Raw genomic sequence first — 14040 nt, 5'->3', positions numbered from 1 at the left:
TCGACCGGACTCAGTCTCTATGATGCCGTCATCGCCGGACTCGCCGCGCTGAAGGGCCCCAAACACGGCGGCGCAGGCGTGCTGGCCTCGCAGCTCGTCAAGACGCTGGTGGATCGCGACGTCGAGCCGATGGTGCGCGAGCGCGTCGCGCTGGGCGAGCGCTTCCCCGGCTTCGGCCACGGCGTCTACAAGCGCGGCGATCCCCGCGCGCAATCGCTGCTGAATGCCTTGGCGCGCACGGGGGCGCCGCGCAAATTCACGAAGGAAGTGCCTGAAAGGATCGCGGAGGCGACCGGCGAGTTCGTCAACATCGACTACGTCCTCGCTGTGCTGGTCCACGCGCTACGCCTGCCTGGAGGCAGCGAGCTCGCGCTATTCGCGATGGCCCGCAGCGTCGGTTGGATCGCCCATGCCAGCGAGCAATTGCAGTTCGGCAAGCTGATCCGGCCAAGGGCGAGGTATGTCGGACCGGCGCCGGGGCGGAGGGCGGGAGGCTCCTGACCTAATCAAGCCCGTGGCTTCGCTTCCGCCACCACACCGTTCTGCCGGCGGCGGTAGAGCCACACGGCGAGGCCGCCGACGATCGCCACCGCCACGACGGTCAAAATCCACATATGCTTGAACGGGTGCCCCTGGTGCGGCGCGCCGAAATATTGGTGTAAGGCCGACACCGCCAGCACGCCGGGCAGCACATGGGCCGGTGCCCAGACCAGGATGGCGGGAATGTTGACCGCGTAGAATTTTGCCGGCGCCATGTCGAGCGCACCTGCGGTCACGGGCACGAAGGCGCGGATCGGCGGCACGAAACGGGCGAAGAACACGGCCCAGGTGCCGAAGCGCCGAAAGAAGCTCTCGCTCTCCTCGATCACGCGCGGATATTTGCTGAGCGGCCAGCTGTTGAGGATCTTGCGTTGTTGCCGATGCCCGAGCCAGTAGGCCGAGCCATCGCCGAGCACGGCGCCGATGGCGGCCGCCAGCAGCACCCATTGCAGCTTCAGCTCGCCGCCGGGAACCAGGGCGCTCAGCGCCAGGATGATGGTCGAGCCCGGGATCACCGACCCCACCACCGGCACCGCTTCCAGAAGCGCCGCCAGGAACAGGGTCAGATAGGCCAGCCACGCATGGACTGAAACGAAGGAGATCAGGGGATCAAGGAAGGACGTCACGTCGTCTCTGTAGCGGGCTGGGGCATTCGGGTTCAGATCCTTGCATAAGTAGGGACGGACGATGAAAGTGCCATTCGCTTGCCATTCGTTTGGGCAACGCGCCTGCCCGGGGCGAAATTTGGGCGAGATTTGCAGGGCAGCCTTCCAAAAATCGCGCTCCTTGCCTATCTAAATGAAAACACAACGGAACTTTGATTGGCGCGCGGGCTTCTTCCGGCCCGTCGTCTCTGATAGGTTCGCAACCGCACCCAGCCGCAGCCAACGTGCAATAACTGGTCTCGGGATCGCCCGGGGCCTCGGAGGATTGATGACGACCGCCGCCATGTCCAAAGTTGAGGAAGTTTCCGGTCTGCCCGACATGAAGGTGTCGGTGCGCCAGGTGTTCGGGATCGACAGCGATCTCGAAGTGCCGGCCTATTCCGAAGTCGATCCTCATGTGCCCGAAGTCGATTCCGACTACCGCTTCGACCGTGCCACCACGCTCGCCATTCTCGCCGGCTTCGCCCGCAACCGCCGCGTCATGGTGACGGGCTATCACGGCACCGGCAAATCCACCCATATCGAACAGGTCGCCGCCCGCCTGAACTGGCCCTGCGTGCGCGTCAACCTCGACAGCCATATCAGCCGTATCGACCTCGTCGGCAAGGACTCCATCGTGGTCCGCGACGGCAAGCAGGTCACCGAGTTCCGTGACGGCATCCTGCCCTGGGCGCTGCAGCACAACGTCGCGCTGGTGTTCGACGAATACGACGCTGGCCGCCCGGACGTGATGTTCGTGATCCAGCGCGTGCTGGAAGTCTCCGGACGCCTGACGCTCTTGGACCAGAACAAGGTGATCAAGCCGCATCCGGCGTTCCGCCTGTTTGCGACCGCCAACACGGTCGGCCTCGGCGACACCTCGGGCCTCTATCACGGCACTCAGCAGATCAACCAGGGCCAGATGGACCGCTGGTCGATCGTCACCACGCTGAACTATCTCAGCCATGACGAGGAAGTTGAGATCGTGCTGGCCAAGGCCAAGCATTACCGCACCCAGGAAGGCCGCGACATCGTCAACAAGATGGTGCGCCTTGCCGATCTCACCCGCAACGCCTTCGCCAATGGCGATCTGTCGACGGTGATGAGCCCGCGCACGGTGATCACCTGGGCGGAAAACGCCGACATCTTCGGCGATATCGGCTTCGCCTTCCGCGTCACCTTCCTCAACAAGTGCGACGAGCTCGAGCGTCCGCTGGTCGCCGAGTTCTACCAGCGCTGCTTCAACGCCGAGCTGCCGGAATCGGCGGTGAACGTGGCGCTGTCCTGATCTCTCGCGTGATATCGTCCCGGCGAAGGCCGGGTCGATAGATTGGGCGAAATGAGCACCTCTTCCAACTCCAAATTCCGCAACACCAAGGAAGCGCCGACCGAGCCGTTCAAGCGCTCGGTGGCGTCCTGCCTGAAGGCGATCGCGAAGTCGCCCGAGCTCGACGTCTCCTTCGCGGCCGAGCGCCCGGGCCTTGCGCCCGGCAAGGCGCGGCTGCCGGAGCCGGCGCGCAAGATGACCAAGCGTGACGCCGCGATCGTGCGCGGCCACGCGGACTCGATCGCGCTCAAGATCGCCTGTCACGACGCCAAACTGCATCGCAAGCTGATGCCCGGCAATCCGCAGGCGCGCGGCGTGTTCGAGGCGGTGGAGCAGGCGAGGGTGGAGGCGATCGGCGCGCGCCGCATGGCCGGCGTTGCCAAGAACCTCACCGCGATGCTCGACGACCATTTCCATCGCGGCAAGTTCGACGAGATCACCGACCGCGCCGACGCGCCGCTCGCCGACGCGCTGGCGATGCTGGTGCGCGAGCGCCTCACGGGGTTGGCGCCGCCCGCGGCCGCCAAGAAGATGGTCGATCTCTGGCGTCCGATTCTCGAAGACAAGATCGGCAAGCGGCTCGACCGGCTCGACGGCGTGGTCGAGGACCAGACCAAGTTCGGCGATGCCGTGCATGATTTGCTGACCGCGCTCGAGCTCGGCGACGAGCGCAGCGCCGACAGCGAGGACAATGAAGACAACGACGAGAACCAGGACGGCGACAACGACCAGTCCGGCGCCGAGGGCTCGCCCGATTCCGACGCCGCGCAGGAGATGAGCGCGGACCAGGCGCAGGCCTCTTCGGAAGAGATGAGCGAGAGCGCGATGGAAAGCGCGCAGGCCTCGACCTCGGACACCTTCGACGACGGCGAGCTCGGAGACGACGAGACGCCGGGCGAGGCGACGCGCCCGAACCAGCATGGCAAGAACGAGCCGCGCGGGCCGGAATATCACGCCTTCGCGCCGAAATTCGACGAGGTCATCGCCGCCGAAGATCTCTGCGACCATGACGAGCTGGAGCGCCTGCGCGCCTATCTCGACAAGCAGCTCGCGCATCTGCAGGGCATCGTCGCGCGCCTTGCCAACCGCCTCCAACGTAAATTGATGGCGCAGCAGAACCGCGCCTGGGAGTTCGATCTCGAAGAGGGCATCCTCGACCCCGCCCGCCTGTCGCGCGTCGTCACCGATCCCTATCACCCGCTGTCCTTCATGCACGAGAAGGAGGCGACGTTCCGCGACACGGTGGTGACGCTGCTGCTCGACAATTCCGGCTCGATGCGCGGACGCCCGATCACGGTCGCGGCGACTTGCGCCGACATTCTGGCGCGCACGCTGGAGCGTTGCGGCGTCAAGGTCGAGATCCTCGGCTTCACCACGCGCGCCTGGAAGGGCGGGCAATCGCGCGAGGCGTGGCTGGCCGCCGGCAAGCCGGCCAATCCCGGCCGCCTCAACGATCTCCGCCACATCATCTACAAGTCGGCGGACGCCCCCTGGCGCCGTGCGCGGAAAAATCTCGGCCTGATGATGCGCGAGGGACTCCTGAAGGAGAACATCGACGGCGAGGCGCTGGACTGGGCGCACAAGCGCCTGCTCGGCCGGCCCGAGCAGCGCAAGATCCTGATGATGATCTCGGACGGCGCGCCGGTCGATGATTCCACGCTGTCGGTCAATCCCGGCAATTATCTCGAGCGGCATCTGCGCTACATCATCGAGGAGATCGAGACCCGCTCGCCGGTCGAGCTGATTGCGATCGGCATCGGCCATGACGTGACGCGCTACTACCGCCGCGCGGTGACGATCGTGGATGCCGAGGAGCTCGGCGGCGCCATCACCGAGAAGCTCGCCGAGCTGTTCAGCGAGACCAACACCGCTCCGCCCCAGCCGGCCGGTCGCCCGCGACGCAAACTGCATTCGTGAGCACGCTTCAATCCCGCCGCAGCTTTCTCGGTTACGCGGCGGCGGGATGTTCCGCCCTCGCACTGCCGCAGGCATCGCAGGCGCAGGCCGAGCATGCCGTCACCGCGCCCGCCGCGGTCGAGGTCAACGCGCGGCCGATCCCGTTCTTCCAGCCGCGCGACCGCGCGCGCGTGCGCTTCGGCTCGTTGCAATATCGCAGCGGACTGGTGCTGACCTCGCCGCATCGCGGCTTCGGCGGCCTCTCGGGTTTCCGCTTCCTCGACGACGTCGGCGAGCGCTTCCTGGCGCTGTCCGACCAAGGCTCCTGGTTCACCGGCCGCATTCGCTATGACGGCGGCAGGATGGTCGGGCTCGACGGCGTCGAGGCCGCGCCGATGCTGAACGCCGAGGGCCGCCCGATCACGGAGAAGCGGCTCTGGTACGATACTGAATCGCTCGCGCGCGACGGCTCGGTGGTCTATGTCGGGCTCGAGCGCGTCAACCAGATCATGCGGTTCGACTTCGCGCGCGGCGGCACCAGCGCCCGCGGCGAGGTGATCGCCTCGCCCGCCGCGATCCGCAAGCTGCCGGTCAACAAGGGGCTTGAGGCGCTGGCCTTCGTGCCGAAAGGCCAACCACTGGCGGGCACGCTGATCGCGCTGTCCGAGCGCGGGCTCGATGCGAGCGGCAATCTCGTCGCCTTCCTGATCGGCGGCCCGTCGCCCGGCCAGTTCGCGGTGCGCCGCACCGACAAATTCGACATCAGCGATGCCGTGCTGCTGCCGTCAGGCGAGCTGCTGATCCTCGAGCGCAAATTCTCCTGGTTCACCGGCATCAACATCCGCATCCGCAGCCTGCCCCTGAAATCGATCGCGCCGGGCGCGCTGGTCGATGGCCCCGTGCTGTTCGAGGCCGATCTCGGCGACGAGGTCGACAACATGGAAGGCATCGACGCCCATGTCTCGGCGGAAGGCGAGACCGTGCTGACCATGGTGTCGGACGACAATTTCTCCATGCTCCAGCGCACCCTCCTGCTGCAGTTCACGCTGGTGGAGTAGGGCGCCGACGCCGCCTCACCCTCCGCCGTCACGCCCATCCCGCCGCCCGCAATGCATGGCCCCGCCAGCGGCCATGCCGCCCGCGCATCTCGCAATTCGCGAGGGCGCCACTAAACTTCATGCAATCGCTTCCTTCCCCTCCCAGCCGGATGACCCGCATGAGCGCCCTGTTTTCCCCGATCGAGCTGCGCGGCCTTTCCCTCAAGAACCGCGTCGTGGTGTCGCCGATGTGCCAATATTCGGCCGAGGACGGCGTTCCCACCGACTGGCATTTCACCCACATCAACAATCTGGCGCTGTCGGGCGCGGCGATGTTCTGCATCGAGGCGACCCATGTCGAGGCGATCGGGCGCATCACGCCGGGCTGTCTCGGGCTCTATAGCGATGCCTCCGAGGCTGCGCTGAAGCAGATCCTCACCTCGGTGCGCAAACATTCGCACACCGCGATCGCGATGCAGCTCGCCCATGCCGGCCGCAAGGCCTCCAGCGCGCGGCCCTGGGACGGCGGCCAGCTGATTCCGATCAGCGAGGGCGGCTGGCAGACCGTTGCGCCGTCGGCGATCCCGCACAAGGAGGGCGAGGCCGCGCCTGTGGCGCTCGATGCCGCGGGCTTGAAGCGCATTCGCGAGGCCTTCGTCGATAGCGCGAGGCGCGCGGAGCGCATCGGCATCGACGCGATCGAGCTGCACGGCGCGCACGGTTATCTGCTGCATCAATTCCTGTCGCCGATCTCCAACAAGCGCACCGACGAATATGGCGGCTCGCTCGAGAACCGCATGCGCTTCCCGCTGGAAATCTTCGATGCCGTGCGCGCCGTGTTTCCGCACGACAAGCCCGTCGGCATGCGGGTGTCCTCGACCGATTGGGTCGAGGGCGGCTGGGACCTGGCGCAGACCATCGCATTCGCCAAAGAATTGAAGGCGCGCGGTGTCGACTGGATCGATGCCTCCTCCGGCGGCGTCTCTCCGCTGCAGAAGATCACGCTTGGCCCCGGCTATCAGGTGCAGTTTGCGGACGCCATCAAGCGCGAGACCGGCTTGCCGACCATTGCCGTCGGCCTCATCACCGAAGCGAAGCAGGCCGAAGAGATCGTCGCATCAGGCAAGGCCGACATGGTCGCGCTCGCCCGCGGCATGCTCTACGACCCCCGCTGGGCCTGGCACGCCGCCGCCGAACTCGGCGGCGAAGTCGAAGCCCCGCCGCAATATTGGCGCTCGCAGCCCTCGACGCAAAAGGCGCTGTTCGGCAAGACCACGTTCGGGGCGCGGTGATTTCCCACCTCTCCCCGTAAGAACGGGGAGAGGGCGTAACAGGGCCTCACGCATCCGTAACTCCCCCTAGCTTCCACCCGTCGCAAAACGGGCCTAACGTTCGCGAAAGTTCAACGGCGCGCGAGGCTCGCCATGCGTTATCGTGTTCGCAAGACTGCCCATGTGTTCGAACGGATCGGCCTTGCCATGGCCGGCGCGGCGTGCGGGCTGTTCGTCGGCGCCTATGTCGGCGCGGCGATCCCGCAGCTGACCACGCAGGGCTTCCTGCTGCTGATGATGCTGCTCGGCGCGATCGGCTTCTATCTCGGCATCGACACGCCGCAGCTGCCCTTCGACGAGGCCACAGCCAGATCGACGCCGCGGAACTGTTGAGCTCCGCCGGCACCCTCTGCGCCACGCTCACCGCGCTCGTCTCCGTCGCAATCATCGTACTCCGCCTCGAGCCGCACGATGCGCTGACCTGGCTGGTGCTGGTAGGCTGGATCGGCGGCGTCGCCATGCAGATCATTGCCGGCGCCAAGGCGCGGATGCGGAAGGTGTGAGGGGAGTTGTCGGAGAAGGTCGTGCTGCAAGTATAACTGCGTTCCCTCCCCCCTTGTGGGGGAGGGTTGGGGAGAGGGGTACCACACGACGTGCTGTGGCGAGCTAGGCATCGCCCTTGCCGCCTCTCGCACTCAACCAGCACCCTTTGCTGGACCACCCCTCTCCCTAGCCCTCCCCCACAAGGGGGGAGGGAGCCGAGCGGAGGACTTGTCGACCTTTGTCGGCTCACATCGATGCTCTTGGAAGCGTCGGGGTTGAGCCGCCCACCACTCTCAGAACACCACGCCCACGCGCGTGCCGCGCTTCCAGGCGATGCGGCAGCGCTTCTTGGTGTTGACGTGCAAGAGCTCGAATCGATCCGGAATCTTCACCTGCCCGCCGAGATCGACGCAGGCTCCGCCCGGCGAATAGTCGATCAGCGTGCAGGGGATCACCGGCGCGCGCGGATCGGTGATGATCTTGGCCTGGCGGGACACCAGGCCTGCGGGTTTCACGCGGGCAAACTTTCGCGGAAATTGCGGCACGTCTCCTCCACTCCGCTGGTCTCTGTCGCGGTCGGAGTCCGATCCTGCACGCAATGTGATGCGATCACGCTAAAGCGGAGCTGCGAATTTTAATGAAACGTGGCGGCGATGAGAGAAAGCGGCGGTAGCGGGGTGTGCGCTCTCCTCTGGAGGGCGGGTCAATCGCGTATGGCGTGCATGCTGCCGCGGCATTGACGGTTGGCTCCCTCGCCCGCTTGCGGGAGAGGGGCGGGGAGAGGGTGTCTCCGCAACGGGATAATCCCCCAGAGGAAAGAACCCTCACCCGCCGCGCTCTGCGAGCGCGTCGGCCTCTCCCGCAAGCGGGAGAGGCGAAGCCAGGTCCACCCCCGGCGGCGCCGGCATCGGCACCGTCACATACTCCTTCGGCAAGTTCACCGGCCGATATCCAGCATCCGCCTCCATCCGCTTCAGCACGCTCTCATGCATATGCGCGCCTTCGGGGATCAGCCGCGGCTCGCCATCGGGAATGTAGAACCCCCACACCACCTTCCGCTCCGGCCACTCCCGATACTTCGCGCTCTTCGGCAAGACCTCCAGCACGCGCCAGGCCGCGCTCATGGAATCGTGCAATTGGCCCGCCTTGCCCGAAAACGCCGGCGGCACATATTGGAACGGCGAGTTCCTGCGCTGGATGCCCCAGGCGAGCTGGTTCACGGTGCGCTTGTTGAAGTTCAGCCCGGCCTTTTCCGCCTCCGCGATCATCCACAGCAGCGGATATTTCGACTCGCCGCTCTCGGCTTCCGGATAGCCGCCGCCGACGTCGCAATGCACGCCTGAAAACCACACCTGCAGAATGTCCTGCGCCACCTTCTTTTCGTCGGGCACGTAGCGGTTGCTCCAGAAGTCCTGCGGCTCCCAGTATGTGTTCAGGCGGAACATGCGGCGGCGCTCGTCGATCGCGATCGCCTGGCGGAAGATGTTGACGCTCGGATTGCGCCGCGTGAAGGCGAGCTCCTCCAGCGTGAACACGAGCCAGAACACGTCGCGCCGCGGCACGATCACGCTCGCCACCGTGTCCCACACGCCGATGAAGTGGATGGTCGGCCAGCGCGTCGAGGTGATGCGCGCGAACTGCGCGGCGAGGTCGAATGCGTCCTTCGGCAGCGGCCCCTGGTCGTCGACCTCGATATCCCTGAGGTCCTCGATGTCGTTGCCGTGCCCGGTGCCGGAATATTGCTTGTAGGCGACGAGGCCCGAGCCTGCGAGGTTCGCCTGCTCCGGCGAGATCAGGCCGATCTTGTGGATCAGCCCCGCCAGCACGCGCACGGTATAGGCGCCGCGCGAGAAGCCGAACAGGTAGATGCGGTCGCCGGGCGCGTAGTGCTCGACCAGGAAGCAATAGGCCGACAGCACGTTGTCATCGAGCCCGTAGCCGGTGGCGAGCCCCAGCACCAGCTTGATGTTGGCCTTCCACCTGTTCCAGGTCGACGGCTCCGTCACCGTGCCGACCCCGGGATCGTAAAACACCATCTGCCGCGGCGACGTCTTCTCCGTCTTGCGCAGGCAGCGATACAGCTTCAGGACGTTGGAGATGTTCTCCGAGATCTCGTTGCCGGTGCCGTCACAGCAGATGACGAGGTTTTTGGGGGCTGGGCTGGCCGAATGCTCCATGGGATGCGCCTCCGGGTGATGCTACCGGGGCGAGTATAGCGGAAAATGCGGAAGAGAAGTGGATGATTCAAGCTGAAGAAAGTAGCCGAACAAGCTAACGGGTGTGAGCAATACGATCGAGGCGTCTCCATCTCGCGTCTTGTCGCAAAGCTGGGTTAGCGACAGCGAGCGCCTTTAGAAGGCTGCTCAGGTCGTAAGGTATGAAAGCAGGATCCGTAGGCACTAGTCGGTCGAGTAATGCGACCATGTCATTTGGAAATTTCGAGGGAAGACGTCCCGAGCCGTTCTCTTGGTCTTCTGTGTCCCGTGCTCGGTAGACAAAAAGATCAAGCTGGCCCGTAGGCACGAGAAACGGAGAGATTGTTTGAACGACGTCGGGAAAATCGTCTCCCGAACTCTCTGCAATCGTCGCGAATCGTCGCGATGTTTGCGGGGTCTGGTAGATAGATTCCTTTGGCCAAGCTTTCAAAATGAAGAGTTTCCCAAATGAATTCCAGGCGCTTTGATCAACGACTATTGAATTGAGAAGTGAGAGGGCCTCCGCCCGGCCCTCATCGTTTGAACGCTGAAGGGCAAGACGCGCTTCAGCGAAATCGATGTACTGTCCCGATTTGATATTCCAATAGCAAGCTAATACGAGAAACTCATGAAGGCGCTCGATGGGCTGGTTGTCCCACCGCCAACTTTGGAAGACCTCGAACAGCTTTAGAAAGTTGGGCTTGAGCAGCACAAATAGCTGCGCGACGCCGAGATCTTGATTGTGAAGGAATCCATTCCAGGCAGGTTCTGCTAGATCGTTGTCTAGAGAGAAGAGTGGGATTATCCGATCGCTTACCCACTGAGGATCAAGATAATGGAGCCAAGTCAGGCGAATGGTCGTTTCGCACACGGCGTGATCTCTGCCTTCCCCTGGCGCGCTGAGGCTGGCCTCGATCCTGGAGCGAATGTCTTTAGGAATGCCCGCATTTTGTTCGAGTTTCCTATCGTTCAGAATTTGATATAGAGACTCGATCATTGCACCAACCGGTCCATTGATCGCGTTAGCGTAAGTTCTTCGCGAATAGCCCTTTGGTTTTCCTTCAACGAACGTTTCGCCAAGCCCGCTTCGAAGCAAGTCCGGGCTGCAGGTCAAGCTATCAAACACTGCGTCCCAAATGCGCAGTGCTCTGTCAGGATTAATCTGCGCGAGATGCGGTAGAGCACCTCTGAGCCATCGAGGAGCGTAGTGTGCTAGCTTCCCGATTATCGCTGCTGGGAGGCGCGACAAGCGCTCTGCGAATAGCCACTGAATTCGATCGTGTAATCCGGCCGGCCAGTCTGTTAGAGCGCTTTCCCAGAAGCCGATTGGGAATTTGGCTTGCCGAGCCTGAAAGGCCAGCGCGGCTAAGGCGCGGTGAGGGCGCTGCTTAACTAGCCCGCTGAAAGGACGGTATTCGGCAAATTCCATTGAGGGCCGAGTATCGCTCTGCTCTGCGGCCTCAATGATCTCAGAAACGGGTAGGTCGATGATTTTTTTCGGGTCGTCTTCGATTGATACCCACCCCGTCCTTCCATCAAGGCTCTGGTCGGCGCTCAATTCCCACCGGTCGTTCCAGCTTTTGTCTTGGGCTCTCAGACGGGGAAGACGCCTCAGGGTGGCTTGAGAGAGCGAGCAGCCGTTGCGGTTCAACCAGCCTAGCATCGATGCTGCGGTGCTGGCTCTGCGCTTGTTCGTCTCAAGAACGTCTTCGCCGGGTCCCGTCACGCGTCCTGTTACGATGCGACTCTCGATCTTCGATCGCAATCGTCGAGGCACGTCGTGCCAGCGGCTTTTAAGTAGATGGAGTAGCTCGCGACGATTATACCCGTCCCAAAAGCTATGCTCCTGTAGAGCGATTAGCCCCTCTCCAATCTCTTTTCCGCTGAAAATAGACTTTGTCCAAGCATGAAGCTTTAGTTTGTCGAAGAAGTACTCTTCGCTGCGTGGCCAAAGGAAAAGATCGGCGCGCGCGCGAACGGGATCTGCGATCGACAGTTGATCAAAGAGGCGGCGAACCCATTGAAGATATCGGTCGGGGTCCCCCAGATATCGGTCTCCTGGCCTCGAATCAATCTCGAAGCTAGCGGTTCGCCAATAGCGGACTCCAAGAGCTTTCAGTAGGGCGGCGCCTCGCTCCAATCCATTCCTTGCTGCACTAAAATGTTGATAGAGCCATTCTGGAGCAACTTCGAGATCCTCAACGCCATGTACTGGAAATTTGACTTCCAGAGTCACAACGGAGCCACTGCTAAGCTCACTCCAGCCATCCGTAGGTGGAATTGAACTAAATCTGAAAGGCCTCCTGCTCGTAAGGAATGGTTTGATGGAGTCTTCTAATTCGTATTGCAAGAGAGCAGACCAGCCCCTTCTCTTGATCTTTGCAATGACTTCATACTGAAAATGGTCGCTCTTGGGCGAACTAGAAAATTTTTGAAGAAGCAGGCTCCAGAGTCGGCTGGCCTCGGAATCCTTATTTGAGTTGCTTTGGTCTAGGCGCCATTCGATCTGGATCAGTAGCCCGGGATGCAGCGAAAAATATCCACCCGCCCACCAAATCGAAGCGGGCTCATCCAGAACCCGCGAAAACCATTGAGAGATAGAGAATAAGCGAGGAGGAAGGCGGGTTATCTCGAACTCGTGGATACCCGCTAATCTCACGTTTTTCTGATTCTGCTCATCAAAAGGAGATAGGGAGAGGGCGTCGACTATATGTCGACCATCGGGTTGTTGTTCGTCACTTGGACGAGGTGGATCGTCGTCAATTCCGTAAAGCTGGAGAGGGTCGATCAGCTCTTCTTGACCGTATCCATCCTGCGGCGCTCCGTAGCGAACATTACGATCGAATACACATATCCACTCCGCAGGTGGAGGCGGCGTCGCTTCCGCGAAGAGCCGAGCGCCTTCGACTGTTCGGACGAGCGAAACAACTTGACCTCGTTCGTGTGGACGCAGTCGTCTGGGACTGTTTGATGCCAAGTTCAGAACTGAACTGCGCCATTGCTCTGGATCGTCGGATCTATCTGCCCACGCTCGCAATGTGTCCCACAAAGCCGAGTGCGAGGGGGAACTCGGATAAGCTAGTGCAGTAACGCCTCGATCATGCCATCTACTGAGAACCTCACTCTCCGTGCCCTGATCGAATGCGAAAATCTTGGCGCGTTTTTCGGTGCCCTTCGCGTGAAGTCCCTCCAATAAGTAGCGGACCGGAGGGTCGTTTGCTGAATAGCCGAGCAAAACAATTACGTAATTCTTGAGCAGATCTCGCACAAAGCGGGTCGCCCATCCGTCGGCCAGATAAGCGCGGCCAAAGTCGGCGCTGCTTAATATCAACGGATATTGCTCGAATAAATCCGATGACGAGTGGAGTCTCCCGTGGAGGTAGATCAAGCCTGTTAGAGGTTGGCCGCTTGATAGATCTGGGAGGGCAGGTGCGATGTGACGTCGAACGTCATTTTCTGCGCGCTCGAACAGCAGGTCGAAATTGGTCGTTACTAGTTGAGTTTTGCGTGCCGCACTTCGGGACAGCCGTAGAATGGTCGAGTGATAATTCAGGTTCGCTGATGGATCGGGGCTGAGCAGCTTGCTGACGATTTCCTGAACGGTGTCCCGTCCATAATCGCGCTGAAAAAGGCTAAAGATCTGATCGAGCGATACAGCTCCGTCTGGTTCCTCTTTAGCGCGAGAGACCATTTCCCGCACTCTTGCTTCAGGAGGCGGTCCAAGTTCGTTCAGAACCTGCTCTGTAAGTTCAATGAACCCGGGCAATCCCGCTGGACGCGAAACGCCAGCTCCGCAGAAAAAGACAACATTTCCGTTGTCGCGGTCCTCAAGCAGTGCTTCCGGAATATTTGGACCGTCGGCGAAGAATCGCATGTTGAGTAGCAATGCGCGTTTCGATTGTATTCGCGGATACTCAATGATTCTGAGGTGTGCTTCAACGCGCCGTTTGAGTATCTCCCACAAAACAAAAACGGCCGGATCTTCCGATCCGGCCGCAACGCAAACTCTACTCGGCTAAGCCTACGCCACGCGACGCAACTTAGCCCCCGCCCAACTTACGAAATCTTAGCTGGCCTTCTTGGCCGGCGCGTCGCCGACCTTCTTCTGGATGGCGCGCTTCAGCTCGACCGCGCGCGGGGAGAGCGCATCGGTGCTGGCCTTGAGCAAATAGGCATCGAGGCCGCCATTGTGGTCGACGCTCTTCACCGCGTTGGTGGAGACGCGCAGGCGCACGTTGCGGCCCAGCGCTTCGGAGATGAAGGTCACGTTGACCAGGTTCGGCAGGAAGCGGCGCTTGGTCTTGATGTTGGAGTGGCTGACCTTGTGGCCGACGAGGGGGCCCTTGGCCGTCAGTTCGCAGCGGCGAGACATGGCAAAAATCCTTAAGTTCGAACCCCCAATGCTTGCGGCCGCCATTCGGGGCGCCACGGGGGCAAATTCTGTTGTCCTTGCAGGGAGCGGGCGGAATGAAGGAGGACGTGTGCACGAGACGATCCAATCGGAAAGCGAGTGGTTGTTACTTAAGCCTGTTACAGCGCCAGGCAATGCGTCCGGGGCCCAAAAACCGGGAACTCCACCGGACTCTT

The 14040-nt window shown here is 62.1% G+C and carries 10 protein-coding genes and 1 pseudogene; 6 read left to right on the top strand and 5 right to left on the bottom strand.

Features of this window, described 5'->3' with window-relative positions:
- On the top strand, nt 1-501 hold a 501-nt coding region (locus tag G8O24_RS41480), incomplete at its 5' end, for a citrate/2-methylcitrate synthase (RefSeq protein ID WP_283815656.1).
- 5 nt (nt 502-506) lie between these two features.
- Here the strand turns inward: G8O24_RS41480 and G8O24_RS41475 are convergent.
- Entirely contained in the window at nt 507-1166 is a 660-nt protein-coding gene (locus tag G8O24_RS41475) for a DedA family protein (RefSeq protein ID WP_188108254.1), read from the bottom strand.
- Between the two features lie 322 nt (nt 1167-1488).
- On the opposite strand from G8O24_RS41475, the gene cobS reads away from it, so the two are divergent.
- The 5 genes and pseudogenes from cobS (at nt 1489) to G8O24_RS41450 (ending at nt 7278) form a co-directional block, all read left to right on the top strand.
- The gene (gene cobS, locus G8O24_RS41470) at nt 1489-2472 is read left to right on the top strand and encodes a cobaltochelatase subunit CobS (RefSeq protein ID WP_376708078.1); all 984 of its coding nucleotides are present in this window, start codon (nt 1489-1491) and stop codon (nt 2470-2472) included.
- A 51-nt stretch (nt 2473-2523) separates the two neighbouring features.
- Complete coding sequence (gene cobT / locus G8O24_RS41465; protein ID WP_188108252.1) at nt 2524-4428, top strand: cobaltochelatase subunit CobT; 1905 nt, start codon at nt 2524-2526, stop codon at nt 4426-4428.
- A complete protein-coding gene (locus G8O24_RS41460; RefSeq protein WP_188108251.1) occupies nt 4425-5465 on the top strand; it encodes an esterase-like activity of phytase family protein in 1041 nt (346 codons plus the stop codon). Before cobT ends, G8O24_RS41460 begins: the two co-directional genes overlap by 4 nt.
- 158 nt (nt 5466-5623) lie before the next feature.
- Entirely contained in the window at nt 5624-6736 is a 1113-nt protein-coding gene (locus tag G8O24_RS41455; protein ID WP_188108250.1) for an NADH:flavin oxidoreductase/NADH oxidase, read from the top strand.
- A 132-nt stretch (nt 6737-6868) separates the two neighbouring features.
- Nucleotides 6869-7278, top strand: a pseudogene (locus tag G8O24_RS41450) (hypothetical protein).
- 273 nt (nt 7279-7551) lie between these two features.
- Here G8O24_RS41450 and G8O24_RS41445 read toward each other — a convergent pair.
- The 4 genes from G8O24_RS41445 to rpmB form a co-directional block, all read right to left on the bottom strand.
- Nucleotides 7552-7803 (bottom strand): PilZ domain-containing protein, encoded by a 252-nt coding sequence (locus G8O24_RS41445; RefSeq protein WP_188108249.1) that lies wholly within the window; start codon nt 7801-7803, stop codon nt 7552-7554.
- Nucleotides 7804-8082: 279 nt separating this feature from the next.
- Nucleotides 8083-9435 carry a T6SS phospholipase effector Tle1-like catalytic domain-containing protein gene (locus tag G8O24_RS41440; protein WP_188108248.1) on the bottom strand — a complete coding sequence of 451 codons (1353 nt, stop codon included), beginning with the start codon at nt 9433-9435 and terminating at the stop codon, nt 8083-8085.
- Between the two features lie 94 nt (nt 9436-9529).
- Nucleotides 9530-13327: an SIR2 family protein gene (locus G8O24_RS41435; RefSeq protein ID WP_188108247.1), complete on the bottom strand. Its 3798-nt coding sequence runs from the start codon at nt 13325-13327 to the stop codon at nt 9530-9532.
- Between the two features lie 192 nt (nt 13328-13519).
- Nucleotides 13520-13825: a 50S ribosomal protein L28 gene (rpmB, locus tag G8O24_RS41430; RefSeq protein ID WP_188108246.1), complete on the bottom strand. Its 306-nt coding sequence runs from the start codon at nt 13823-13825 to the stop codon at nt 13520-13522.
- Nucleotides 13826-14040 lie beyond the last annotated feature (215 nt).

The sequence above is a fragment of the Bradyrhizobium campsiandrae genome, from assembly GCF_014529705.1.
Classification (GTDB): domain Bacteria; phylum Pseudomonadota; class Alphaproteobacteria; order Rhizobiales; family Xanthobacteraceae; genus Bradyrhizobium; species Bradyrhizobium campsiandrae.
This window is presented reverse-complemented; position numbering and strand designations above follow the sequence as displayed.